This window comes from Actinomadura sp. NTSP31, from assembly GCF_041951385.1.
Taxonomy (GTDB): domain Bacteria; phylum Actinomycetota; class Actinomycetes; order Streptosporangiales; family Streptosporangiaceae; genus Spirillospora; species Spirillospora napierensis.
In genome coordinates, this window is the sequence record NZ_JBGNUT010000029.1 from 83992 (window position 1) to 108820 (window position 24829).

General features: G+C 68.6%; 26 protein-coding genes. 7 read left to right on the top strand and 19 right to left on the bottom strand.

Features of this window, described 5'->3' with window-relative positions; all coding sequences use genetic code 11:
- Positions 1 to 14 precede the first annotated feature (14 nt).
- The 3 genes from ACA514_RS36745 to ACA514_RS36755 form a co-directional block, all read right to left on the bottom strand.
- Positions 15 to 1319, bottom strand: a complete 1305-nt coding sequence (locus tag ACA514_RS36745) for a hypothetical protein (protein ID WP_375045892.1) — start codon at positions 1317 to 1319, stop codon at positions 15 to 17.
- Between the two features lie 187 nt (positions 1320 to 1506).
- The gene (locus ACA514_RS36750; RefSeq protein WP_375045893.1) at positions 1507 to 1707 is read right to left on the bottom strand and encodes a DUF397 domain-containing protein; all 201 of its coding nucleotides are present in this window, start codon (positions 1705 to 1707) and stop codon (positions 1507 to 1509) included.
- Positions 1704 to 2588, bottom strand: coding sequence for a helix-turn-helix domain-containing protein (locus tag ACA514_RS36755; protein WP_375045894.1), 885 nt, complete (start codon positions 2586 to 2588; stop codon positions 1704 to 1706). The genes ACA514_RS36750 and ACA514_RS36755 overlap by 4 nt, the downstream gene beginning before the upstream one ends.
- 329 nt (positions 2589 to 2917) lie before the next feature.
- Here ACA514_RS36755 and ACA514_RS36760 point away from each other — a divergent pair, with 329 nt between their 5' ends.
- From ACA514_RS36760 to ACA514_RS36785, 6 genes are all read left to right on the top strand, one after another.
- On the top strand, positions 2918 to 3286 hold the full coding sequence (locus ACA514_RS36760) for a hypothetical protein (RefSeq protein ID WP_375045895.1): 369 nt from the start codon (positions 2918 to 2920) through the stop codon (positions 3284 to 3286).
- Positions 3283 to 3924: a hypothetical protein gene (locus ACA514_RS36765; RefSeq protein ID WP_375045896.1), complete on the top strand. Its 642-nt coding sequence runs from the start codon at positions 3283 to 3285 to the stop codon at positions 3922 to 3924. The genes ACA514_RS36760 and ACA514_RS36765 overlap by 4 nt, the downstream gene beginning before the upstream one ends.
- Complete coding sequence (locus ACA514_RS36770) at positions 3921 to 4400, top strand: hypothetical protein (protein WP_375045897.1); 480 nt, start codon at positions 3921 to 3923, stop codon at positions 4398 to 4400. Before ACA514_RS36765 ends, ACA514_RS36770 begins: the two co-directional genes overlap by 4 nt.
- Positions 4401 to 4612: 212 nt before the next feature.
- Positions 4613 to 5479, top strand: a complete 867-nt coding sequence (locus ACA514_RS36775; RefSeq protein WP_375045898.1) for a hypothetical protein — start codon at positions 4613 to 4615, stop codon at positions 5477 to 5479.
- A gap of 11 nt (positions 5480 to 5490) precedes the next feature.
- Positions 5491 to 6489, top strand: coding sequence for a hydroxymethylbilane synthase (gene hemC / locus ACA514_RS36780; protein ID WP_375045899.1), 999 nt, complete (start codon positions 5491 to 5493; stop codon positions 6487 to 6489).
- A 4-nt stretch (positions 6490 to 6493) separates the two neighbouring features.
- On the top strand, positions 6494 to 6946 hold the full coding sequence (locus tag ACA514_RS36785; protein WP_375045900.1) for an NUDIX domain-containing protein: 453 nt from the start codon (positions 6494 to 6496) through the stop codon (positions 6944 to 6946).
- A 219-nt stretch (positions 6947 to 7165) separates the two neighbouring features.
- Here ACA514_RS36785 and ACA514_RS36790 read toward each other — a convergent pair whose 3' ends face one another.
- The 4 genes from ACA514_RS36790 to ACA514_RS36805 form a co-directional block, all read right to left on the bottom strand.
- The gene (locus ACA514_RS36790; RefSeq protein WP_375045901.1) at positions 7166 to 7555 is read right to left on the bottom strand and encodes a hypothetical protein; all 390 of its coding nucleotides are present in this window, start codon (positions 7553 to 7555) and stop codon (positions 7166 to 7168) included.
- Positions 7556 to 7662: 107 nt separating this feature from the next.
- Positions 7663 to 8703, bottom strand: coding sequence for a hypothetical protein (locus tag ACA514_RS36795; protein WP_375045902.1), 1041 nt, complete (start codon positions 8701 to 8703; stop codon positions 7663 to 7665).
- 680 nt (positions 8704 to 9383) lie between these two features.
- Positions 9384 to 9872 (bottom strand): ATP-binding protein, encoded by a 489-nt coding sequence (locus tag ACA514_RS36800; RefSeq protein ID WP_375045903.1) that lies wholly within the window; start codon positions 9870 to 9872, stop codon positions 9384 to 9386.
- 107 nt (positions 9873 to 9979) lie between these two features.
- Positions 9980 to 10219, bottom strand: coding sequence for a heavy metal-binding domain-containing protein (locus ACA514_RS36805; protein WP_375045904.1), 240 nt, complete (start codon positions 10217 to 10219; stop codon positions 9980 to 9982).
- 100 nt (positions 10220 to 10319) lie between these two features.
- On the opposite strand from ACA514_RS36805, the gene ACA514_RS36810 reads away from it, so the two are divergent.
- Positions 10320 to 11069, top strand: a complete 750-nt coding sequence (locus tag ACA514_RS36810; protein ID WP_375045905.1) for an FkbM family methyltransferase — start codon at positions 10320 to 10322, stop codon at positions 11067 to 11069.
- Here ACA514_RS36810 and ACA514_RS36815 read toward each other — a convergent pair.
- The 12 genes from ACA514_RS36815 to ACA514_RS36870 all read right to left on the bottom strand — a co-directional run bounded on the left by ACA514_RS36815 (position 11053) and on the right by ACA514_RS36870 (position 24664).
- Entirely contained in the window at positions 11053 to 14514 is a 3462-nt protein-coding gene (locus ACA514_RS36815) for a hypothetical protein (RefSeq protein WP_375045906.1), read from the bottom strand. The genes ACA514_RS36810 and ACA514_RS36815 overlap by 17 nt on opposite strands.
- 115 nt (positions 14515 to 14629) lie before the next feature.
- On the bottom strand, positions 14630 to 17356 hold the full coding sequence (locus ACA514_RS36820; protein WP_375045907.1) for a BTAD domain-containing putative transcriptional regulator: 2727 nt from the start codon (positions 17354 to 17356) through the stop codon (positions 14630 to 14632).
- Complete coding sequence (locus tag ACA514_RS36825; RefSeq protein ID WP_375045908.1) at positions 17353 to 17748, bottom strand: pilus assembly protein TadG-related protein; 396 nt, start codon at positions 17746 to 17748, stop codon at positions 17353 to 17355. The genes ACA514_RS36820 and ACA514_RS36825 overlap by 4 nt, the downstream gene beginning before the upstream one ends.
- 47 nt (positions 17749 to 17795) lie before the next feature.
- Positions 17796 to 18242, bottom strand: a complete 447-nt coding sequence (locus tag ACA514_RS36830; protein WP_375045909.1) for a TadE family protein — start codon at positions 18240 to 18242, stop codon at positions 17796 to 17798.
- A complete protein-coding gene (locus ACA514_RS36835) occupies positions 18239 to 18559 on the bottom strand; it encodes a hypothetical protein (RefSeq protein ID WP_375045910.1) in 321 nt (106 codons plus the stop codon). The genes ACA514_RS36830 and ACA514_RS36835 overlap by 4 nt, the downstream gene beginning before the upstream one ends.
- A gap of 71 nt (positions 18560 to 18630) precedes the next feature.
- Positions 18631 to 18855 carry a hypothetical protein gene (locus tag ACA514_RS36840; protein WP_190859284.1) on the bottom strand — a complete coding sequence of 75 codons (225 nt, stop codon included), beginning with the start codon at positions 18853 to 18855 and terminating at the stop codon, positions 18631 to 18633.
- Positions 18856 to 18893: 38 nt separating this feature from the next.
- Entirely contained in the window at positions 18894 to 19685 is a 792-nt protein-coding gene (locus tag ACA514_RS36845) for a type II secretion system F family protein (protein WP_375045911.1), read from the bottom strand.
- A gap of 95 nt (positions 19686 to 19780) precedes the next feature.
- The gene (locus ACA514_RS36850; protein WP_375045946.1) at positions 19781 to 20662 is read right to left on the bottom strand and encodes a type II secretion system F family protein; all 882 of its coding nucleotides are present in this window, start codon (positions 20660 to 20662) and stop codon (positions 19781 to 19783) included.
- Positions 20662 to 21909 carry a CpaF family protein gene (locus ACA514_RS36855; protein WP_375045912.1) on the bottom strand — a complete coding sequence of 416 codons (1248 nt, stop codon included), beginning with the start codon at positions 21907 to 21909 and terminating at the stop codon, positions 20662 to 20664. The genes ACA514_RS36850 and ACA514_RS36855 overlap by 1 nt, the downstream gene beginning before the upstream one ends.
- Before the next feature lie 107 nt (positions 21910 to 22016).
- A complete protein-coding gene (locus ACA514_RS36860; RefSeq protein ID WP_375045913.1) occupies positions 22017 to 22826 on the bottom strand; it encodes a hypothetical protein in 810 nt (269 codons plus the stop codon).
- Entirely contained in the window at positions 22823 to 23404 is a 582-nt protein-coding gene (locus tag ACA514_RS36865) for an SAF domain-containing protein (protein WP_375045947.1), read from the bottom strand. Before ACA514_RS36865 ends, ACA514_RS36860 begins: the two co-directional genes overlap by 4 nt.
- A gap of 909 nt (positions 23405 to 24313) precedes the next feature.
- Positions 24314 to 24664 carry a hypothetical protein gene (locus ACA514_RS36870; RefSeq protein ID WP_375045914.1) on the bottom strand — a complete coding sequence of 117 codons (351 nt, stop codon included), beginning with the start codon at positions 24662 to 24664 and terminating at the stop codon, positions 24314 to 24316.
- Positions 24665 to 24829: the final 165 nt, after the last annotated feature.

Consider the following 24829-nt stretch of genomic DNA (forward strand, 5'->3'; position numbering starts at 1 on the left):
GCACACCTGTCGACCTACAAGACAGGACCAGCGCGTCGACTCTTCCTTCTACTAGTCCGCTGAGCCTGCCGAAGGTTATCGCCGACGAGCACACCCAAGGTGACTGAGTGACCGTACTCCAAAATCTCTTGGACGCACCGTCGAAGAAACTCACTCCCCTTTCCTCGACTACCAATGAAGCCGCCCCGCACAAGATCACAAAACATCGTATTTGACAAATATTGAGGTACCGTTCTATACCCAAAGCGAACTCCTCCACGCGGCCCCAGAATCGCGTCACTCGATCTCAATTCTTCAAATTGCGATCGAGCAAGGTACATCCCTTGTATCAGCTCCGCGCCCTGCGCCATCTCCCCTCTCGCCTGACATAGCTTTATGTACGATGGCGCGACCGAAAGGCGAAATCCACCTTCTTTTACTTCGTCGCAAGATTCATCTACTCTCCTCATGCGCGCCAACTCGTCGTCGACATTACTATCGGAATCTGGGTAATAACACCAATCCCCGTCCGACCGTTTCATTTTCTTGTATTGCACAAAAACAAAGCTATCTCGATTTTCATGATAGTAGATCAGGTCCATCCCCAGTCCATTTTCCAGCCCCTCGCCTCCAACATTAGTCACAAAGAGAGTCTGTTCATTGGACTCAAATACCCGCCAAGCCTCACGGGTGGACCCGCTCGCCGACCAATCAAGGAATCGTGCCGCATCGTGTTCGACCAGCCTCTCCTCCGATCTGGGTCGCTGAGGTATCCCCTCAAGGAAAGGCACTGGACGCACAGATCGATCAACTCGCCATTCGGCAAGCACTCCCCGATCAAAGCCAGCCATATCGAAGACGACTCCAACAGCGTCACGCTCCCATGCCAGCAGTTCCCTACGAGGCGTATCGAGAACGAGAGGGTCGTCACTCCTGGAAAGCTCTTCGTAAGTTGCGCGCAACTTCGGATGCAGCTCCAGCAAAACTTCTATAAAGGCCATAGACTCCTTTTTTCCTAGTTGTCCATCGTGTTGAACTAGGCTATCGAAGCCCCGACCAAGCAGCTTAACAATCTCATGCAAACTTACGGGCGCGATGGGTGTAATTCGCCTAACAATTACTCGCCGATCAAAGTCGCCAACCCCTGCCCCAGAGATACACTCGCACATGAATTCAATTTTCTTCACCCCCTTGGATTCAATTGCTAGTAAGCCCACCTTACGCCCCTTCCACAAGCGTTTCGGCTTCGCTAGCACGTATTCTAGAGACCTATCTACAAAATCTCGATGCTTCCAAAGTGTGGCCTCGAATTCCTGGTCACACTGAATGATCGCAAGCATGGCCAATCTTTTCCTTTGAACTGGCTTGTCGTATATATAGTTGATCGGACCTGTGGATTCTGGTGCCAGGCTACAGAATTTTCCTGGCCCTTTCCAACGGTGGGAGATGACCGAATGGAGCTTCGATACGGCAAAGTACGTGACGGTCCCGACGGGATGTCACGCCGGCGGGACCGTCAGAGCGCGGTCAGAGGTCTAGGTCGCCAGCCTTCAGAAGGTTGAGAAGGTTGGTGAACACGGCGCGGTCGAGGGTGATGTGGCCGCCGTTGGGGTTCTTGCTGTCTCGGACACCGATGGCGTTCGGCACCTGCGCCACCTCCACGCACGCCTGTTCGGAGTTGCTGCGACTGCTCTTGCGCCACTTGGCCGCAGCGAAGTCAGCACTCATGGTCCGTTCATCTCCCTTGCTGTCTGCCGGAACAGCGCCGAACTGTCCTCTTGGGGGAGGGCGTTGCCCCAGATGACCGCGAACCCTTCCGAGTAGCGGTCGATCTCGCGGGCTCTGTCCAGGTACAGGGCTCCGGTGAAGCCTTGCACATACACGGTGGGAGGTTCGTGGTTGCGTCCGTCTCCCGTAGTAGCGAACCGCATGTGGATGAACGGGCCAGTGTCGAGTCCTCGATGCGCGCCTGCAGCGAAGGGCACGACACGGATGGAGACGTTCGGACGTTCGTTGAGCTCTGCGAGCCGGTCGAGCTGGGCCGCCATGACCGTCGGACCGCCGACGACCCGGTGGACAACGGCCTCGTTCAGGGCGGCCTTCAAGGTGGGCGGTGACGTGGAGCGGGTGACCAGCGTCTGCCGCTGGACTCGCAGCTGCACCCGACGGTCGATCTCCTCGTCCAGGAGACGGGTGTTGTTCGTGATGACCGCGCGAGCATATTCGGGGGTCTGGAACAAGCCCGGGACCAGCTCGGGCGAGTACTCCTCAAGGCTGCGCGCCGCCTCCTCCAAGCCGATGAAGAGGTCGAAGCCGTCGGGGATGACGTCGCCGTAGGCGTGCCACCAGCCCTTGCCCTTGGTCTCCTTGGCGAGACCCATCAGGGCCGTCTTCATGTCGTCGGGCGCCCCGTACACGCGGCACATGGTCTCGACGTCGTGGGACCTCAGAGACGTCTGCCCGGTCTCGATCCTCCACATCTTCGCCTCGGACCATTCCAGCGCCGTTGCGGCGGCTTGCACGGTAAAGCGTGCGTTTGTCCGAAGTTCGCGGAGATAGCGTCCGAGCTGCCTCCGTGGGACGGTCGACCCCGTCGCGGCTTCCGTCACCCGCATCACCTCCATCCCGGGGCGGTCTTTCACTCGAAATGAAAGCATCCGCCCGCACGATTCGCAATGAGCCTCCGACCTGCGGAAATTCAGTCCGGAGAATGCGTCCGAAGCCTTGCAGACGCGGTTTTCATGGTGCTCTACTCGGAGTCAGCACGGAAGTAGTTCGCGACAATCCGTGACCCCGGCGAACCGGTCAGGGCGCCCGTTCCGCGCTTCGCCACAGCACAGGAACAACCGCCCCCACCCATGAAAGAGGTCGATCATGAAGACCTTCGACGAACACCGAAGCGCGGACGACGACGGCCGCTCCCCCGGCGCGTGACCCCATGGGAGCACACGCGCGGACATCCCAAGCGCGCTACATCCCCTCGCCCCCGGAACCGAAGCGCGCGAGCGGCCCCGCACCCCTGATCCCCCAGCGCGAGCGGATCACCTTCCTGGCCCACCTCGCGGATGCATTCGCCTGCGTGGAGGGCGTCGTCACGGCCTTCGCCGAGGTCCAGGGGTACGCGGTCCTCAACGTGATCCCGCTGGGCCCGCCCGGACGGTCCGTCACGGTCGGGTGCCGCTACTGCCGAGACGGGGCGTGGTGGCTCTACGACATCCGCACCGGCAAGTCCATCCGGTCGGCGAACGAGCCGAGGGCGGCGGCGCACCTGATCAGAACCCAGATGGAAGAGGCAGCAGCAGCATGACCTTGGTGGTAGCGGACTACCCCCGGAAGCGCGTCGGTAAGGTCGCCGAGATCAACGGCATGTCCAGTGCCGACGGTCCGTGGATCAGCGTGCGCGAGGCATTCGACCTCACCGGTCTCAAGTCGGGCGTCCTGTTGCGCTGGGAGGAAGAGGGCCTCATCTCGGTCGTCCAGGACGCCGAGCGGTCGCAGCGGCGGTACCTCAAGCCGGAACTGGAGATCGTCGCCAAGCTGGGAACCGGCGGGCCGCCCACCCTGCGGAGCCTGCGCCACTACCTCAAGTCCCGTCCCGGCGGGGCGAGCGAAGGCGGCCTGGCGGCCAGCCAAATCGAAGCTGGCATCCAGCAGAAGGACGCGCCCGAACCCGGTGGTTCTGAGGGCGCGATGTTCGTGGCCACGCTGGCGAACCTGCTGCGCGGACAGAGGCTCTCGCCCGAGGCGGTCGGCGAGTGTCGGATACGTGTGACCAAAGATGCCGGCTCGCGCGGGGTTGCGATCGAGTGTCGTCGCCGCGCGAGTGACGGCGACCGGTGGTGGTTCAGCTGGGGCGGTGGTGTCTGGTTGTGCGAGGCCGACAACCCGACTGAGGCCGTGGTCCAGATGAAGGCGGCGCTTCGCACGATCGGGGCTCCCTCATGACGATGCCCGAACCGATGGGGTATACGGCCAGGCCGCAGGCCATGGGCTCGCTGATCTCCACCCTGTTCGCCGACCGGCTGTTCGAGCACGGCATCGCGTACGTGCGCGTGGGTCTGATGACGGTCTATGTGGAGGACCGTACGACGGCGGAGTTGGCGGGCATGAAGCGTCGTCCCGCTGATGAGGCCATCGGTGCGGCCCTGGGCGTCGTGGCCAAGGCGTGGGACGAGGCGATGACCATGCACGGGATGTTCCGCCGGACGATCGACGAGTGCCAGCGGCAGGTCCGTCTGGAGTTGGAAGAACTCGTCGACGAGCACGTCACGCTCGTACGGAAGGCGGCACAGACCGGGCCGCCTGTGCCGGATCCGCGCCTGGAAGGCGAGCAGGCCGAAGCCGAGCAGGACGAGCGGTTGTACGCGCGGATGCGCACTACGGGCGCCGACCCCGTCCCACAGCACTGCGGGCAACCGTAGAAGGCACGCCCCGCGCGCGAGGAGGGGAGCGCGCTCGGGGTGCGGGTCCTGGAACCGTTCGGCGAAGGGCCGGATCCAGGACCCATCCAGTCGCCGGGCGGGGGTCCGTGCCCCCGTCGGTCCCCGCCCGGTCCTTCCAACAGATCTTCGGTGAAAGAGGGTGTCGCGTGCTCACGGGTTCCTCCGCAAGACTGTCCGCGGATCTCCTCGTCATGGTCGTGCTCGTCCGGGAAGACGGCGGGGCCGGCGGTTCCGTCCCGACCTACGCTCTGGACCAAGTGCCTGGTGTGACGGCTCGGGCCCACGCGGCAGGCATCACCGCGTTGAAGGTCTTCGCCACCGACCGGCGAGACGCCTCAGGGACGCGGGCTTGCGCTCCCGACTCAGTGATGGCGCGTGCGATCCGCGCCGTCAAAGCAACATGCCCGAGTATGCGGGTGATGACGGAGACCTGCCTGTGCGCCTACCTCTCGACCGGCGATTGCCACATCACCGCGAGCAACGGGCAGCCCGACCAGGCAGCAACTGTTTCGGCGCTCGCGGGCCAGGCCGTGGCACATGCCAGGGCCGGAGCCGACGTGATCGGTCCGGCCGCCATGATCCCCGGCTCGGTCGCGGCGTGCCGTAGTGCGTTGAACTCCGCAGGATTTGATGAGGTGCGCATCATGCCGCACCTGATCGTGGACTCCCGCTTGTACGGCGGCTATCGGGCGGCCATGGGCATCCGGCCTCGGCAGGAGCCTCGCCCTTTCCAGCTACCGATTTCGGGACACACGGCCATGGCCGTCGAGCGGGGCCTGATGATGCTGGCCGAAGGCGCCGACTCGCTACTGATCGAACCGGCCCTGTTCTCAACCGACATCCTCAGCGGTCTGCACGCCAGGGCCAGCGTCCCGCTGCTGCCGTTCTCCGTGTCCGGAGAATGCACGACCCTTCCGCCCGCGCTGCTGGCCGAGGAGTACGCCATGCTCCTGCGCGCCGGCGCATCGCGGGTGGTCAGCCATGCGGCGCTCACCCTCGCCGATACGCTCGGTGAGGCGCCGTCCACCATCTCGACACCTCGGAAGACATTGACATGACCATTGTTCCCATGGGTTCGAGCAGCCCTCTGGCTCCCGCCGTCGCCTACTTCGAGGACGCGTTGCCCAAGCGGGCGCTGCGGGTGGGTGGGCGCGCCAGTCACCTCGCGCGCGCCTACGCCCGCCGCGTCATCGACGCCCTCTCGGCCGTCGTGCCCGGCCTGGAGATCGAATACGTTCCCATCGAGACCTCGGCGGACCGGTACAAAGGCGACCTGTCGGAGTTGGGCGGCAAGGGCCTGTTCATGAAGGAGATCGACAAGGCCCTGATGATGGGCCGGATCGACGCCGCCGTTCACTGCATGAAGGACGTGCCCGGCGACGTTCCCCTGCCCAAGGAGTTCGTCTTCGCCGCCTACCTCGAACGCGACGACGTGCGCGACGCGGTGGTGTTCCCCGAGGGCTCCAAGTACAGCCTCATCAGCGACCTCCCGCCGGGCGCCCGTATCGGGACGTCCGCCGTCCGGCGCAAGGCGCAACTCCTGCGCAGGCGCCCTGACCTGAACGTCCAGCGGTTCCGCGGCAACGTCGTCCCGCGCTTGACCCGCCTCGATGAGGAGCGGGAGGTCGACGCCCTGGTGCTCGCCGGCGGCGGCCTGACCAAGGTCGGGATGCAACACCGCATCTCGCAGCGTCTCAGCCTGGACGAGATGTGCCCCGCGATCGGAGCGGGCGTCGTCGGCGTCCAATGCCGCAAGACCGACACCGGGATCGTGGAGCTTCTCCAGGTGATCGACGACGCCGAGACCCGGACTCACATCCTCGCCGAGCGGACCATGCTGCACGCCCTGCAAGGGCACTGCAACAGCCCCATCGCCGGGCACTGCCACACCACCGACGACGGCCAACTCAGCCTGATCGGGATGGTCTTCAGCCGGGACGGCGCCACGTTCGCCTACGCCCACGAGTGGGACACTCCCGGGCACGCTTACGAGCTGGGCGCGTTCGTCGCCGCGAGCCTGACTCGCAAGAACGCCCGAAGCATCATCGCCGGTACTCGGCTGGACTGAGCCGATGGCAACCAACATCGCCTCTCCCCAGACGGCAGCTCACGCGGTACTGACCGATTCTCGCGGCCTCGTCCTGCTGGTGCATCCGACCTACAAGGGCCGGTGGCATCTGCCGGGCGGATACGTGCACGAGGGCGAGCTGCCGTCCGCCGGTGTCGCGCGGGAGGTACGCGAAGAACTCTCCATCTCGCCGGCGTTCCCGCCGAGCCCCGCCCTCGTCGCATGGGCACCGAACGCCGGAGACCGTCTTCTGCTCTACTACTCGGCCAAGCTGTCCGCTCTGCAAGTGCGGGAAGTCCGAACCGACGGCCACGAGATCATCGGATTCCAGTGGTGCGACCAGGACTCCCTCAACCAGTGGCTCCACCCGGCCCTCGCCGACCGAGTCCGCCTCACCCTCGAAGCCTCCCGACGCGGACAGTCTCTCTTCACAGAACCGCGTCGGGCGGCGAGTTAGCGCGACGGCGCGCACGGGGCCGCACCCGGCGACGGCGCGCACGGGGCCGCACCCGGCGACGGCGCGCACGGGGCCGCACCCGGCGACGGCGCGCACGGGGCCGCACCCGGCGACGGCGCGCACGGGGCCGCACCCGGCGACGGCGCGCACGGGGCCCGGGTGGCGTTCCGCCTACCCGGGCCCCTAATGCGTGGTGCGCTGTGTGATCTGTCTGCCGGTCTACCAGCGTCGGGTGATGCCGCCGCCCATGAGTCGGCAGGCCCGTTCGTCCTCGTCGTTCAGGATGATGACGGGCAACTCGGTGACGCCGGTCTGCCGGGCCTTGTGGATCCGGTGCCACCCGTCGATCACGATGGGCCTGTCGGGGTGGGGGATCGGCACGGCCAGCAGCGGCCAGGACAGATCCACCGTCGCCGCGCGGTCGGCGTCAATGCGGACGATGGCACCGAGCGCGCCGATCTCCGCCACGTTCGCGCGGCTGACGGGGTACCGGGCGGCCGCCCGTGCGGCGCCCGCGACGTCCCACGCCCACCCGAGGAGCACGAACACCTGGTCGTGCGGGTCGTGCGCCGTGTCGTCCGAGGTCCTGTCGACCTGGTCACCGGACATGTAGCGTCTCCTTCGTCATGACAACCTCATTGGCTGGGGTCGTGGCCCATTGGGCCCGGTCATGACGGGGCGGACGGGCTACCACCCGTCCGCCCCGCCCTACGGGGTCACGCGGCGTGCGTGCTGTCCCCGTCACCGCGACCGGCGTCCGTGCCGGTGGTGGTGCCGTCCCCGGTAGCGCGGTCGGTGGTGGGGTTTGCCGCGCGGAACCGGCGCGGGCGCTCGCACGTCAGGACCGCCTCGCCCCTTCCGACGAGAGTGTCGAGGGCGTTGGCGACGGCGCCGGATGACCGGTCGAGCACCTTGGCGATCTCACCGGGCGTGAATTCCAGGTCAGGAAACGCGTTCAGGTGCCCGGCGACCAGGGGCCGCAGGGGCGACGGCGCGCCACGGTCACCGGCCGCGCGCGGCGTCCGCGTCCCGGTACCCGTCCGGGCGCTCGTGGTAGCGCGGGTGGTGCGCCGGACGCTACCGGCGTACCGCGCGACCTCGTCCATCCCGCGCGCCACCTGCTCGTCGTCGTCGGCCGCGATCGCGGCGAGGGTGGTGGTGACCGTGCTCAGCAGGTCCGCCAACACCACCCGCGCGTCCTCGCGCTGCTGCGCCTTGCGCAACTCGGCGTCGACCCGCGCGCGCCGTTCGGCCTCCTCCTCCTGCGCCTTGCGCAGCGACTCGGCCGTCGCCGCCCGCCGGTCCGCCTCGTCCGCCAGGACCTGCATCGCCGTCGCCAGGGTGTCCGGTGAGATCACCCCCGTCCCAGTGTTGGCCTCCGGCGCCGTCGTGGTGTCGGTGGCCGCGTCGTCCGCTGGGGCGGCCGGGGTGGCGTCACCGGTCCCGGCGGTGGCCGTCTGGGCCACCGGGGCCCACACGTCCGGGGTGCGGCCCCGGCCGGTGCCCTCACCGGGCGCCCGGACGGCACGCCCGGCCTCCGCGAACGCCGTCAGGGCCTTGGTCACTGTCGCGCGGCTGGTCCCGGACGCCTCAGCCAGCACCGACACCGTCGCACCCTCCGGCGCGGCGCTCAGCGCGTCCCACACCGCCCCGGCCGCCCCGTCCGGGCGCCCGTCCGCCGTGCCGTCCGCCGGGGCGATGGTGGCCGTGCCAGCGGTCGCGGTGGTGCCCGTCGCGGTGGTGTTGGTGTTCGCCATTGTTTCTGCCTCCCGAATGGCGGCCGGTGCGGCGGGACTTTCCCGCCCGGCGTCGTCCGCCATGACGACCATTTCTCGACGTCACAGCGAATGCAACACGGAGCGCCGACGAATTGTGTCGCCGAAACGGCTGGAGAGGCTTACCTCAGTAAACAACATTTTAATGACCGGGCTGACTTCGACGACTTCGAGCTGAGGCGACCCACACCTTCCGACGCCGTTGCGCCGGACTCGCGCGTTCCGTCCTCTGCCCAGCGGGTGGCGTCGGCTCTGCCGCGCAGCTATCGCGCCATACTTGGCACGCACCGATATCGGTGCCGGCGGCCAAGCCTTCTTAGTAGGGGAATATAGAAAGAGGTGTAGTGGAGTCGACGAAAAAATAGAAGGAGATTCTTTCGTTGTGAGCGGCCGCGCCCCTATGCAGTCACCCTGTAGGGGTATCCGGGCACACCACCGCCCCACCCGAAGCCGCGTTGACCTGCGTAGATGCAACGATGCGAGGGGGGCGACCATAGACGCACCCCCGGTTGCCCCTCCGGTCAACCCCCCGACTACCCCCTCTACCGCTCCCCGCACGAGCGAAGGCCCTGTCTGCACCTGGGCAAGGTGCAGACAGGGCCCGAGTCCGGTCCTAGGCTGAGAGCGCGGGACCAGCCTGGTAACCGCAGGCTGGTCCCGCCCTACGCGGCCGGGTTGACCGGCGTGACCAGCGGCGGGTCCTCGTACGGCTTGTCGATGCAGATCAGGTCCGCCCAGACGGTGTGGCCCTCGACCGGGCTCCCGTGGACGCCGAGCATCGCGGCCAGCTGCGAGACCGCCCGCAGGCCGCGACCGCCCTCGCTCTCGACCGGCCCGTTGAGCGGGTCGTGTCTCACCGTCGGGTAGCCGCCACCGCCGAGGTCGCTGACACCGACGTAGGCCAGGCCGCCGAGTACCAGCTCGACGGTGAACCGGCCGCCGTGCTGACCCGAGCGGGTATGCCGGACCGCGTTCGTGGACAGCTCCGTCACCACGAGCCCCACGTCCGCAGCGATCGACGTCTCCGCGAACAGGAACATCGCGAACTGCCGCGCCAGCGGAATCTGATCCGCCCGCCCCGGGAAGACGCGCCGCCACGACATGGACGCGCCCATCACCGAGGCCGTGGGTTCGAGCTTGAATCTGGACATTCCTTGATTCCTCCTGCCCGGCCGCCCCGCCACCGCGTCCCATTAGCGGCGAATCAACGTGGCGAACCGGCCACCATCAAGGAATACCTCGCGTCAATTAGTCAAGTCTACGCATCCGCCATAGTGACCGCCGTTCCCATAACCACATACTTATCCATGCGATGTTCGCTCGAGAAGGTAGACAGCCGCAGGCCTATAACCGCATGGGCTCCTTGTGCGGCAGACTGCCGGGCCAGTTGGTCGATGGCTCGGCCGGCATCGTCCGACTCGGCCCATACAGGCCAAGCGCCTGTCACCGGCTGAGCTCCGTAAATAGGTACAGAATCTGTTGTGAAGACCGGGATCATCGGTCAATCATTCAGTTGGCTTGGCCGAGGCGCAATCTCCCAGCCGGTCCCGGCCACGGGGCTGTGGCCGCTCTGCAGAGGGGCCCGTAGGTTGGCGGGTGTGAGCGGTTATGACTTGATCGCGTATGCGGGGAACGCGGAGGACGTGGTGTTGATGCGTGCCTTCGCCGGGCGCCGGGGCGGGTTCTTCGTGGACGTCGGGGCCGGCGAGCCCGTCAGTGGTTCGCTTACCAAGAACCTGGTGGACCGTCTGGGCTGGCGCGGAGTGAACATCGAGCCGTTGCCCGAGCGCCACGAGCGCCTTACGGGGGCCCGGCCGGGCGACGTGTGCCTGCGGGTGGCCGTGGGCAATGAGCCGGGCATCGCGGGGTTCTTTCGGGTCGTACCGGGGCGAGGGAAGGCGGGCGGCGGGGGTCTCAGCACGCTGCGCCGGGAGGTGTTGGAGGCGCACCTGGCGAACGGGTGGCGTCACGAGGTGTTGGACGTCGAGGTCGTCACGTTGGAGTCGGTGCTCAGCGCGCACGCGAAGCCGGGCTTCGATCTGTTGAAGGTGGATGTGGAAGGCGCCGAGGCGGCTGTGTTGCGGTCAGCCGATCTGGGCAGGTGGCGGCCGCGGGCGGTCGTGGTCGAGGCGACCTTTCCGCTGACGAGCCGGCCGAGCCATGAGGAGTGGGAGCCGGAGGTGCTTGGGGCCGGGTACAGGCTGGCGCTGTTCGACGGCCTCAACCGCTTCTACGCGCGCGACGACGAGTTGGACCTGCGCGAGCGGCTCTCCGTGCCGGCGAACGTGTTGGACAACTACATCCCGTACGCGTGCGCCCGCCGGGCCGGGCTCATCGGGCCAGAGTGAGCAGGTCGGGGCGGTGGTCTCCGAGCCAGCGTCTGATCCATGCGCCGTCGGTTTCGGCGAGGCCGAGGGCGGGGGTGTCGATGAGGCGGCGCAGCATCATCAGCGGCAGCAGCGCGTTCAGGGATTCGGGGTCGATGGCCTCCTGGCCGTAGCCGTCGATGAGGGGGCCGGGTTCGCCGCCGCGCGGCATGTCCACGGCCAGGGACCAGGCCAGGTCGAGCATCGGGGGTCCGGATTCGGTCGCCCCGGGGTCGAGTAGGCCGGTGAGGGTGTCGCCTTCGAACAGGGTGTTGTGGCAGACCGCGACGTCGCCGTGGATCGCGGTCATCGCAAGCCCTTCGCAGACCGCGCCGAAGTTTTCCGCCAGGGTCGGGTAGGCGTCGGAGGCGGCGGATCGTGCCCAGCCCAGCAGGACGCCCAGCGCGCCGGAGTCGTCCAGTCGTAGCCCGTCGCCAGGGGGCCGGGTGTGCCAGAGTCTGAGCTGGTGGCCCAGTTCGCGCTGCCGTGCGGGTGTCGGACGGTCGGCGTGCGCGCCGGGGAGGCGTTCGAGGATGGCCCACCAGGCTTCCCCGGTCGTCCCGGCGTCCAGCAGGCGAGGTGCGCGGACGCCGGCCGCGGCGCGGATGTCCTCGAAGTTGCGGAGGGTCTCCAGCCGTTCGTGCTGTCGGCGGCGAACCTTCGCCACCGTCCGGACGCCCGGCACGACACCATCGGCGCCGAGCGTCGCCAGCGCGGCGGCGAGGTCGCGTGGGCCGTCGAACGCGGGACTGGCCAGCGCGGCTTCGACGGCGACCTCGGCGACCGCATCCGGGACCCGGCCGGTCGTGATCAGCGCGCGGCGGTCGCCGACGTCCAGGCGTCCGCAGATCGGTGCTCGCAGCCGGGCCAGCGCCGCCCGCCAGCGGTGACGTGCGGAGGCCGGATCGTCCAGCCACTCGATGGCGCTGAAATCGGCGTCCAGGCCCGCCCATGACCGCGCCACCGGTTCCCAGACGGGCAGGCAGTCGTCGCACAGGTTCTGTGCGGTGCGTGCGGCCTGCGCGGTCTGGCCGCCCGAGGCGTCCAGCAGGACCTGCAACGCCTCGACCGGCAGGAGCTCACGCGTCGCCCCAAGTTCGCTGAACCGGCGCGCCGCGGTCTGCAGGAGCTCGGCAGCTTGGCGGCGTTCGCCGCGCAGGGCGCGCGCCATGGCTTCTGCCATGTCGCATTGGGCCAGGCCGATCGGTTCGCCGGCGGAGCCGTTGAGTTCGCGCGCCCGCCCCAGCAGCGACAGCGTCCGGTCGGGGTCGTACCACATCAGCGCGAGCAGCAGATGCCGCAGGGCTCGCGCCTCCCACAGCGGCGCGTTGGCCGCGCGTGCCGCCTGCAGGGTCGACTCGAAGAACCCGGCCGCCTCCGGGAACCGCGCGTTCTGCAGGTAGGTGTGACCGAGCAGGTCAGCGGCCCGCACCTGGTCGGGCCCTTTCGGGGATGCGTCCTGCATGAGCCGGGCGACGGTCTTGTAGTCGCTGCGGCGTAGCGCGTTGTCAGCCAGCCCGAACCGGGCGCTGCCGCCGATGAGGGACGCGGGCTCGATCCCCGACAGGTGGTCAGCGGCTTGGTCGACCTGGCCGATGACGTGCGCGCGGCTGGCCAGCTCGTGCCGGTAGTAGTCCGCGAAGGGCCCGTCCGGCTCGCCGACCAGCTCGCGCAGCGCCTGGTAGCGGTCCTCGGCGTTGACGTCTCCTCGCGCCGTCACGCGCGCGAACTCGGTCAGCCGATCCAGTTCTGGTGAGCCGGGCAGCTCGGGAAGGGACACCAGTACCTGCCAATGCCCCAGGACGGTCAGGCTGTAGGCGATGTCGCCGAGGGCCGGCGGTACCAGCCGATGCTCGTCCGCCGCGCGCAGGACGAGCAGGAACGCCGCCACGCATCGCCTGCTCCGCACCCCCAACGCCAGGGGGTGCTCGGCGTCGTCGTCCCAGACCTCCAGCGCGGTGGTCGTCAGCTGATCGATCGCGCGTTCGGCGTTGCGGCTCCGTTCGGCCTCCGTCCAGCCGTCGTCGGTGTCGGCGTCGCATTCGACAACGCTGCGGCGCAGGTTCTCGTGCAATCGATATGGCGGCCAGACCGTCTCGTCCCGCCGGACGAACGGTCGTTGCACGAATCTCTCGATTTGCCGAGAGCGCAGGTGCGGCAGTACCGCGTGCAGGACGTTCTCGTCGAACGCCTCCAGCAGCGCGGCCGCTCGCAGCAGGTCGCGGTCGGTCGCCGACAGGTCCCGCATCGTCCGCAGCACCAGCTCGGGGAAACCGAGTCCGAACACCTCCGCGGGCGGGGTCTCGCCGCGCGCCAGGTACTGCCCGAACAGCTCGGCGGACAGGTCGAGGTAGAGCGGCGACCCGCCCGAGCCCGCAGTGATCCGTTCCCGGATCGCGGGTCCGATCGCCGGCGTCCCGTCCACGGTGAGCCGGGTTGTCAGGTACGCCTCGGCCGACGCCGGGTCGAATCCGTCGAGGCCGAGCTGGTCACCGCCGGCCAGGCCCGGCCAGCGGCGCTCGCCGCCGTAGGTCAGCGTGGCGGCCCTGGCCGGTTCGTGCCAGCGCAGCGCCAGCCGTCCGGCGGCCACGAACACCACGTTGGGCATCAGGTAGACCAGCCGCGACACCAGGTCCTCCAGGCCGCCCCGTTCGGCGGGCAGGCGCTGGACGTTCTCGAGGGTGTCCAGCACGCACAGCGCCAGCGCCGGACGTTTGCGGCGCGCCCGTTCCAGGTCAGCGGCCAGCAGTACCGGCATGTACCCCAGCATCCGATCCGGGTCCGGCTCGCTGAGGATCGGATCGAGCGCGGGCAGTTCGTTGCGGAGCCGCTTCAGCCGCGCCTTCTGCGCGGCGGTCCGGCCGAGCAGGTTCAGCGCCCGGTACGCCACCGACAGTGCGCCGAAACCGCCGAGGAGCTGGTCGACGGTGTCACCGACCTGGTCGGCCACGCCCAGCGACTCGGCCGTGGACTCCTTGCGCAGAAACGTCGTCAGCGACTCGCCCGGATGCTTGCGCTGCCAGTACACGGCCAACGCCACGTCGAACGCCGACCATGTCCGCGTCAGAGGCGCGAGCGCGGCACGGACCCGCAGCAGGACGGCCTCGAAGCTGGAACTGGCCGGGTCGGCGAAATCCAGCACCGCGCGGGCGCCGCGCCGCGGCAGACCGTCCAGCTTCCCGGACACCGCCAGCTCCGCGACGTACCGGGTCAGCGTCGATTTGCCGATCCCGCCTTCGCCGCACACGGCGATGAGGTTGGACGCCGGCCGCTGGAAATCCAGCAGCTCATCCACGGTCCACGACCGTCCGGCCGCCTCCGCGAACCGTTCCCGGAAGGCCCGGATCTGCGCTTCCCGGTTAGTGAACACGTGCTGTACTTCGAATGGAGCGCGCGGCCCGTAGCTGAAGAACTGGTCGACGTCCACCTCGACAGCCGATCACATCCGCCCGACCGTGACAACGCCGCTTCTGCCCTCATGAGTTGCTCGATGCTCGTGCGACATCGGTACGTACGCAACTCGCGAACGCTCACTCACGCCCTCAACTCCGTTTCGACGACCGCATCAGGGAACGCACGAGCTGAGAGGTTTCCTCTTCGGGTTCTGCGTCGATCTCAACGAGGCGAGACTCCAGAAGTCCGTATGTGCGCCGGACGGCGTCCGGACGGCCAAGGCGTGCTTGCAGCCGCATGATGTGGCGGTACAGGGGCTCGGTGAAGGCGTCGTGCTCGATGGCCCGTTCCAGCACTGCCAGCGCTCGTTCCGGATCGTCCTCTTGGATGATCCGGGTGAGGTGCGCAAGAGCGTCGCCGACGGTACGGCGGAGGTATTCGCGCTGGGTTTGGGCCCATACGCCGTCCAAAGCACTGGCGAACTCGCCGGTGTAGAGGTCACCGACTCGGAAGAGCGCCTCGGCTCTGGCATCGTCGTCGGTACCTGGCCCGGCGGCCGCGAGCGCAGCCATCAGCTCCCAGAGGTCGACGTCGAGGACATCGGAGTCGATACGGTAGCGGCCCGCGCTGTGGAGGATGTACCTGGGTTCTTCGAGGCCGGTGGTGTTTCGAAGGACGCCCCGGATGTTGTTGACCGCCGTGTTGAACTGCGCGACGACGCCGCCGGGGCTCTCGTCCGGCCAGAGGTCGGCGATGGCCTGGTCACGGGTGACGCCGTCCGGATGCAGGCTGAGATAGGCGAGCAGGTCGCGGGCGCGCCGACGGAGCCCGGTGTTGATCGGGCCGTCCAGGGTGTGCAGGCTGACGTGCCCCAGCACATTGAGGCGGACCGGGCGGCACCGCTCCTCTCCGGACGGACGCGGAGGCGGCACCATGGCCGGACCGGGTTGCGCTTCGGGTTCCGGCGCGTCGTCCGTGCTCGCGGGCGGAGTGGCAAGGTCGGGCTCGTTGCCGGTGGCGGTGCGGAGGGTCCGCAGCATGTCCGTGGCGTCATCCGTGGTCAGGTGGAACATCCGGGCCCCGCTGAACCGTGCTGCGTCGGGGCCGTCAGCGTCGGTGACGGTCGCGTCCGCGGCAAGTTCCACGGTGGTGCCGGACGGCCAGGCACCGAGCACTAGGGCGCCGATGCAGTAACGGCGGCCGAGCGCGGCGATGGCGGGCAGGACGTCGCCGTCCGGCGGTGCCGACGCGACTAGAAGCATGGTCTCCAGAGGTTCGCACTCGTCATAGGCGCGGAAGCCGGGCACGTCAGAGACTTCACTCGTGAGTATCAGCCGGCCGCGCCGGAAGAATTCGGCCTCCACGCGGTCGGTGGCCTCCCGCAGCGACGGCGTGACGATCAGCCCTCCGATCTCCGCGCCCAAGCCGATGATCTCGGCGCCGGGGAAGAGTGTTTGCGCATCGGCGCGCGGAATGATGACCTCGGCACGGTAGCGGCGAGCCTGTGCCAGAAGTTCGATGGTGATGGCGCGTGCGACGGCGTGGCCGCCGTCACCGGTCAGGCCGAGGTTCAGCCCGGCGAAAGACACTGGAATGGCGTTGCCATCGCGGGACCCGAGGACGATCTGGTCGGGGTGTGCGGCCAGCATGTCCTTGTACGCGATGTCGGGGTCGGACGGGACGGGGGCACCCCGGTCGGCGTGGGTCTTCAGGTGAACTTGGTGGGCCTTGAGGACCGGGGCGGGAATCGGAGGCTCCTCGGCGGGGCTCGGCGGCGAGTCGGGTTCGAGGGTCAGCGGACGCCGGCGGCGCCGGTGCAGGCGAGTCGCGGCCACGGCGACACTGAGCACGGCGGCGAGACCGACGCCGATGCGGGACCCGGACGGCAGGGAGATCTCCAGCGGCGAATGGTGGCCGTCCTGGTCGTGCAGTGCCGTGGACGCGGTGCTGCCGGAAGGCTCGGCGGGCGGCGCCACGACCGGAGCCTGTACTTGGGGCGGCTTCGACGCGCTGGCCGGTGAGCCTGTCGGGGCCAGCGACCGAGTGCCGCTTGAGTGCCCGGCCTCGTGCCCTGAGTGCGATCCCGCCTTCGATGGCGGGGCCTCATGCGTGCCGGATCGCGGAAGCAGGACGCGCTGGCCGGGGCGAACCAGGTCCGGCTCGGTGAGCGCGGGGAGCCCGTGGGGCTGGTGAACGTCCTGGCTGGTCTTGAAGATCTTCGGATAGAGAGTCCCGGAACCGTAGGTGCGTCGGGCGAGATCCCAGAGGGTTTCGCCTCGTTTGACGATGTGCGTCCGCCAGGGGTGATGGTCCGGCTTTGGCTCGCTGGGGGGCTCGTCGGCCAGCAGGGGCGTCCACTCGGACGCGCCCGTCGTCGATGCCGGCGTGCTCAACCCGGGTGTCGAGTGCCCCTGCTTGCTCGGTTCGGAATCGGCGGTGGCATGGACACCTGTCGCCGTGTGGACGTGCGTCGCGGCGGAAGCCGACGAGGCGAGAGACGCGGCGACGCTGAACGTGAGAGTCGCCGTGGCGACCAGGTCACGGATCAGCTTCTGCAACGGCCACGCCGAACGCGGCATGGCGGGCTTGCCACGTCCGGACAGGTAGTGGGCCAGCTCGGCGCAGACGGTGACGATGAACAGGCACCATGCGCCCCAGCCGATGAGCCGGATCGTGGCGATGAACACGGTCTGGTCGGTGTCCGGCCGCATCAGCGTCGTGCTGATCTCCGCCCAGGTCGGGAGCTTGTCCGGTAGGGGGGAGCCGAACATGGCGTACATCGCGACCGGGAATCCGACCAGGAGGAAGGCGAAGACCGCCAGGGCGCCGAGTCCGCGTACGAAGTCGGCGAGGCGGCTGCGTCCGGTGTAGGTCACGGTTGGCGGGGTCCTTCCACTCCAGGGGTCAGGTTCGCGGTTGCTTCGCCGTCCGCATGCAGGGTCGAGATGCCGATCAGCGATAGGAACCGCGCGGGTCGCGTGACGGAGACGTGGACACGGATGGAATGCCTCCCGGCCCTGGTCACGGTGCCGGTGTAACCGCTGGTCCGCAGGTAGTAGCGGGCCGCCTGGGTCGCGTACTCGCGATCAACGAGGAACTGCCCACGGTCATAGGCTCGGTCCCGGTCGACTTGTCCAGCGCCGGCGCGGGCGGCCTCTTGCGCGGCGGTGTTGGCGTCATGCCGGGCTTCGAGCACCTGCTCGAAGTCGACGACGGCGCCGAAGAACACCACCACGACCAGCGTGATGATGACGGCGAAGACGCTCACGCTCCCGCGTTCAGGCTGTGCCCTATGAACGCGTCCCCATGTCCTTCTCATTGAGCCGTCCGGTAGGGGTCGATCGGCGAGCGATGGGTCTTGGTGACCGTTCGGGCGCCGGGCATTCCCGGTAGCCCGACGTCGCCGAGCCGAACCGTGCAGGTCACTCGCGCGGCGATCGTGGCGGGTTGTCCAACTGGACGGTTGAAGCCGGACAGGTCGAGCCGGACGGACGGCGTGCAGTGCAGTCCCCGGTCGTGCAAGGTGCGCAACGCGCTGCTGCTCGCGGCGGCTTGGGCTTGTCGGGCCGTCCGGGCGATGGAGGCTTGCCGCGCGGCGTCGGCGGCGGCTTGCGCGACCACGGCGCTTCCGTGCACGACCCGCATCACCACCAGCAGCCCGGCCAGGAATGTGATGAACACCGGCGCCAGGATCGCGGTCTCCACCACCGCGTTTCCCGCGTCCCGCGCCCGGGTCGGCGTCCGGTTGTTCCCTGCGTTCACGTCGGCCCCGGCGTGGTGAACCGCTCACGGGCGCCGCGTACGGTCCTGGACACGGTGATGCCGACGCCCGGCAACAGCGACGGGGCATGCCCGGTGACCCGGACGACGATGGTGTTCGTGCCGGACACGGTGACGTCGGGCGTTTGCAGGACGGGCTCTCGGCGGGCGAAGGACGCTGCGACCGCGCGTCCTTGGCTGAAGGTGCCCTGGCGGGCGCGGGCGACGCGGAGCCCTTCCTCGGCGGCCGCCTGTGCCACGTCGCGGGCGACCGACACCATCACCGCCTGCGCCAGTGCCAAGAACAGCAGCCCGACCACTGGGAACGTGATGGCCGTTGCGACCGTCGCCGATCCCGCGTCCCTGCGCCGCCGTACTCGTCGAGGTGACTTCACGGGCCGGACGCGCCAGGGATCTTGCCGATCCAGCCGTGGACCTTACTTGACACGGCCATATAGACGACGAACGCCAGACCAGCGAAGCCCGCCACGATGATGATCGTCTCCACCACCCCCGAGCCCCGGTCGTCTCGATCACGTAGGGCGGTGGCGAGGCGGCGGCCTCGGTCGTGGACGGCAATGACCGCGCGGAGCATGGCGGCGTTGAGTGTGTTCATGGTCCCCCGATGAGCTGGCGCGTGAACGCTCCTGCGTGTTAGCCGGACGCCAGGAGCTTGGAGAAGAACGGGAAGCCGACCAGGATCACGAAGCCGAGCATGAGCAGGCTGGTCGGGACCCACATGGCGGTGGTGCGGGAGTTGGCCTCGGCGCGAGCGGCGGCGGACGCCTCATGCCGCATAGAAGTGATCTTGGCGACCAGGACGTCATGCATCTTCGCGCCCTCGCTCCCCGCGATCTCGGCGGTGTGGGCCAGGTCGATCAGGTCGCGGACGCCGATCTCCTCACCGAGCCGGGACAGGGCCCGCCAGGGCTGCTCCTGGCCGTGCCGGGCCCGCGTCAGCGCCTCGTGGATCCGCTGGAACGGCCACCCGTCGGTGATCTTCGCCGGATTCTCCAGCGCGGCGTTCAACGCGGCGCCGGCTTCGCGTTCCAGGACGACGAGCTGCAGGTAGGAGGTGAAGGCGTACCGGAAGTCGCGGCGCCGCTGACGAGCCTGGGACCGCACGTTCCAGTCCGGTACGAACCACAAGGCCACAGCCAGGACGGCCCCGGCGACGACGGGGAACGCCCAGGGCAGTGAGCCGCCCGTCACCGCGACCAGGCCGCCGAAGACCGGAGGCACGACGAGCCCGATGACGAGCAGAACCAGCTTGTCCAGCATGAACCGCTCGACCGGGCGTCCAAGCAATGCCAGATCGGCCCGGGGTACGGCGAGCGTCCCGGCCGGACGCGCGACACGATCCGCCAACCACCGGCCGAGGCGCTCGCCGGCCTTCAGATCGTCGGCCGGTGGCGCGGGGAGCAGTGTGGGCTGGATCCGGGCCATAGCGGCGTCCAAGCGCGGAGGCGCGGGCCAAATCCCACGGATGAACATGAGGATGCCGACAGCGCCCAAGGCCCCGCTAAGGGCGGAGACAACGATCACAGCTCGGCTCCTTGAACGGCGGACGTCGGGTGGCTGGTGTCCATGAACCTCGCTCCGGTTGACAGGACGGCGAGCCGCCGCATCCACCACAGGCCGGCCCCGTAGATGCCCGCGACCACGGCAAGCACCGTCTGCCCGAGCGCGGTGCCGTAAGGAGCGGCGAGTGTCTGCGACGAGGCGAACAGCACGCTCAGGGCCATGACCGAGCCCACGATGACGATCAGCGTCGTGCGCAAACCGGCTCGTTCGGCCTCGACGTCCCGGCGGACGAGGACTTCCTGTTCGACGGCGTCGGCCAGCAGCCGCAACGCCTCGCGCGTCCCCGGGCCTCGACGCCGGGCGGCCAGCACCAGCGCGCAGGCGATCAGATCGGCGATCGGGTCGTCGAGCTCGTCGGCGAACGCCCGCAGCGACTGCTCGGGGTTGGCGTGGTTGTTCAGTCTCGTGGCCAGCACGGTGACCGGTCCGCGGATCGCTTCGGGCGCGATACGGGCGCTGTCGGCCAGCGCCTGCTCCAGGCCCCGGCTGGCGCCGATCATCTCCGCCAGCCGCCGCGACCACTGCGCCAACGCATCCAGCCGCGCAATCCGGCCTTGCGGCGCGCGTCCCGACAACATGGGTGGCACCGCGTACACCCCGGCCCCAACGGCAACGGCCGCGACCGGCCATCCAGACAGCAGAAACACCACAAGGGCCATCACGAGACCAGCGGCCAACCGGTTCCGGCGCCCGGGCCAAGCCGACGAACGCACGAGCGTCCGCAGGCGCGAAGGAGGACGCCCCTGCCGCGTCGCGGGCTCGGTTCCCCGCAGCCCGGCCACGAGGGTGATGACCGCACCGGCGGCGCAAAGGCCGGCCAGCGCGGCGAGTACCACCATCACAGCCACGCCTCCGACCCGGTCTTGAGCAGTTCGGGATCAAAACCCTGCACCACCAGGTCGTCGAGGAGTGCGGCGCTGATGTGCCCACCCGCAGGGGTCGCCCGGCCGTCCGGGCCGGGCCGGAAAACCAGGTTGCGGGTCGGTTCCACCGAGTCCCCCGGCGGGCCGATCTCCATGACCTGCGACACGAACCGTTCGTTGCTCGCCTGGTCGCGCTCCAGGTAGACGACCAGAGGCTCGGCCAGGCCGAACATCAGATGCACGTCGTCGGACCCCAGCCCCAGATCCGCGCGGCGGCCGAGCTGGACGACACGGCTGAACACATGCTCGGGCCGGTGGACGTGAAGGGTGCACATCGAGCCGCGCGCCCCGGAGTACATCACTTCCAGCATCGGCGCCAGCTCTCCCTGCCGCGCCTCACCCACGATCACCCGGTCCGGGTTCAGCCGCAGGCACGCCGGCACCAGATCCTGCAGCCGGACCTCGCCCGCGCCCTCGGCGTTCGCCTGCCGCGCCTCCATCGCGACGACATCGTGGTGCCGGTGCGCCAGGCGCGGATCGTCCAGGAACAACTCGAAGTCGCTCTCCAACGTGATGATGCGCTCGTCGGGCGTGACCTCGTTGGCCAGCGCACGCACCAGCGTGGTCTTGCCGGTGTTGACCTCCCCGCACACGATCACGTTCCGACGCGCCCGGATCGCCGCCTGCAGGAACGCCTCCAGCGGCTCGGTCAGGGTCCCGAGCTCGGTGAGCTGCCGCAGGGTCACGTCAACCAAGCGGTGAACGCGGATCGCCAGATGCGGGCGCCTCGACACCCAGCCCACCACGGCCAACCGGACGCCGTCGGAGAGCGCGACGTCCAGCAGCGGCGACGCGTGGGAGAACTCCCGCCCGGTGTTCCCTCGCCGCGCCAGCAGCTGCACCCATTCGACGAGGTCCTCGTCGGTGTCCGCCACTGGCGGCCCCGGCCGCTTGGTGCCGTCGGTATAGCTGATCCAGGTCTGCCGGCACCCGTTGACGACGATGTTCTCCACGTCGGAGCGTTCCAGGTACGGCTGCAACGGCCCGAGACCGAAACGGCGGTCGAACACTGACCGCGCGACCCTCTGCAGCGTCTCGGCCGACGTCACGCGCCCGGCCGCCATCTGGTCGTCACCCCACGCCCGCACCTGGGCATCGATCAACTGCCGCGCCCGTACGCGGTCGACACCGTCCCGCAGAACGTCCGCGAGCTGGACGGACACCTCGCGGACCGCCGCCCACAGATCCGCGTCGTCCGCACCATCGCGCGATGACGTGAGTTCTGCGGGACGTGCCCTGTCCGGCCCAGCGAAGGTCCATCCCGGCGCGCTCACCGCTTACCCCCAACGACGGCACCCGCGCCCGACAGAACCGCCCCGTCCGTGTCCCCGCCGACTTCGGACGCGGTGGGGACGGTCGCGCGGAGTCGCCGCCCCATGCATCTCAACGACCGCAGGAGCAGCGACGTCTTGAACGTCCTCCGAGGCGAAGCCCCATCCGAGAACACGGACGCATCGTCAGGCGAATACGGCAGCTCGGCCAATACCGGTGTTCCGAGGACCCGCTCGACCTCAACCGCGCGATGCGGGCCGTCCGAGATCAGGCACAGGCGGATGGTCCCGCGGCCGCCTCTGAGGTCCTTCAAAGCGTCGATCCGCGGCCGAGCGGCATCAACCTGCCTCAACGTCGGCTTCAGGACCATGACCACGGTCTCCGCAGCCCCCAGCAGATCAATGGGGGTATCGCGTCCACCGATCCGGCCCAGGTCGGCGACCACATCGCCCTCCCGCGAAGCCAGGGCCTCAGCTAGGCGACCCCACAACGTCCCGAGCCGCACGCCATGCCGAGGATCGCGAACGCCGTGCAGCAACTCCACGGCGCCCTCGCCGGGGACGGGAAACACGTAGTCGTCCAGCGGAAGCCGCGCCCGCGTCCCGGACTCGGTGGCCATCGCCAACCCCAGCAGCCCCGGCCCGGCGGATTCGCTGAGCCGATCCGCCATGAAGCCGGGCAAGACGCCCCGCCCCATGGGATCGCACTCGGCCAGCAGCACCTTCGTCGGCCACGTGACCGCGAGCCCCAACGCGGTGGTGGTGACGCCCGGTGAACCGCCCGCCGAGACCACGCAGTACAGCGTCACGTCCCGTCCTGCCTTTCCGTGGCCACCAGGACGACCATCCCGGCGGCCGCCTGCCGCGCGACCGTGCTGCTGTCGGCGTCGGGCACCATCAACGACACCGTCGTCGACCCGTCGGTGTCCGGCTCGTCCACCTGGTCGACCACCGCGGCGACGTCCCGAGGAACGATGGACTCGGCGCGGCTCTGCTGAGCGCCGCCCGCGGGCTCCTGGCCCTGGCCGCCGGCGGTGAACACCACGCGGACCTTCCACCCCGAAGCCAACCCGGGCGGCATCGCACCGGGCTTCAGCGACATGCCCACCAGCGTCCGTCCCGCCGGGGGACTCTGCTGCGTCGACAGTTGCGACACCGCGAGAAGCGTCCCTTTCCGCAACGGCACCGCAGCCCGCCGCCCGACCACCTGGTCCAGTTGATGGGCTGGGATCATCGCCACACCGGGCTCCACCGCGACCCTGACCCGCTCGAGATCAGCCTGCGTGATCTCGTGGTCCGCCGCGACGTCACGCGCCACCTTCACGACCGACACCCGTTCACCCGAGGAAACGAACAGGTAGACGTTGGTCGCCACGGCGAACAGCACCAATATGGCCGCCCCGATGAGAAATCCCGGACGCCGCTGCCGCGGCAAAGGCTTGAACGCCCTGGAATCGACCCCACGCGCAGCCTTCGCAGCCTCCGGCCCACGCAGCGCACTGTTACTCGACCTCATACCAACCCTCATCCGTAGAGCGCCTGCGCCTCGGCCACCCGCAACCGGAAACTCGTCGACCGGCTCAACGGCGGAAGCGCACCACCAGACCCATCCGAACCCCGCCACGTACCGCCCCACACAACGGTCACTCGCACCCGGTACGCATGGCCGGGCTGATGAAGCGAAGACCGCCCGAACGTGTACGAGCAATCGGTGTGCTGTGCCGCGACCGGCCGAGACTTGTCATAGGCAGTGCCAGGACCCGCGCATCGAACGACCGGCTCACCAGGCCCCGGCGCGATCGTCATGCTCTGCGGTCGAGCGGTGACCTCAACCCACACGCTGCGAGCCGTGACGCGATCGTTCAGCGGACGCCAGTTGGTCACCCAGAACCATTCCGGCAGCCCCACCAGCCCGTCGCTCCGGCGAGGCGGCGCCGTCCGCACCACCGGCGCCGGAATCGGCATACTCGCCCACTTGGTCAACGCCAACTTCGCTGGCGAGACCTCGGGCGACTTACCGCCCCTATTCACCGGCGGGCAGACCACCTGCACGTACTCGCTCAGCTCCTGGCAGTTACGCGGCCCCGCCTCCTGCGACGGGCTCGCACGGCCGCCCTTCGGCGTAGTGGCAGGAGCTCGCCCGCCACTCGCTGGCGCCCCACCGTCATGGGCGCCGTAGTCGTAGCCGAGCGAGTTCGTATTCGGCGGCATCGGGTCCAGCGGAGGCGGCGCCGCAAAGGACGAGGCGGCGGAGAGCAGTCCGGCAACGAGTGCGGGTCCAACAGTTGCCACCCCGTCAACACCCTTCACCGATCGCGGTGGATTTACTGACCCGCCACTGCCCATTAGCACCCTTAACCAGCAGAGCCTCCTTGTTCCCCTGCCGAACCCCACGAATAAGCTTCTTCTGGGTAACAGAGTTAAGAAGCCCGGAGTCGCGCGAGTCCTGACAGTCATGGACCGTCGCGCCACTAGCGGTAAGCTGAACGCTCTTCACGTGGACGATGACGTGGCCGTAGGTTGCAATGTGATGCTTTTTCATCGTGTCGATGCGTTGAAGCACCCGCGAGAGCTGAGGATCGACCATAACTGTCGCAAGTTGCCGCCTACGCGATTCCGCCGGCAAAGAATCCGCCCGCTCCAGCATCGCGACGAACCTCGTGTAAGCCACAGCAACGGCCTTCTCATCAGCCGCCGTAGACGACGTGGACGGGGCCGCGCTGCCACTCACCGGCGGCAGGGCTACCGCCTTGGACGAACTGCTACACGCGGACAGAACCAAGGTGGCACCTGCGAGACTCAGCCAGTGAAT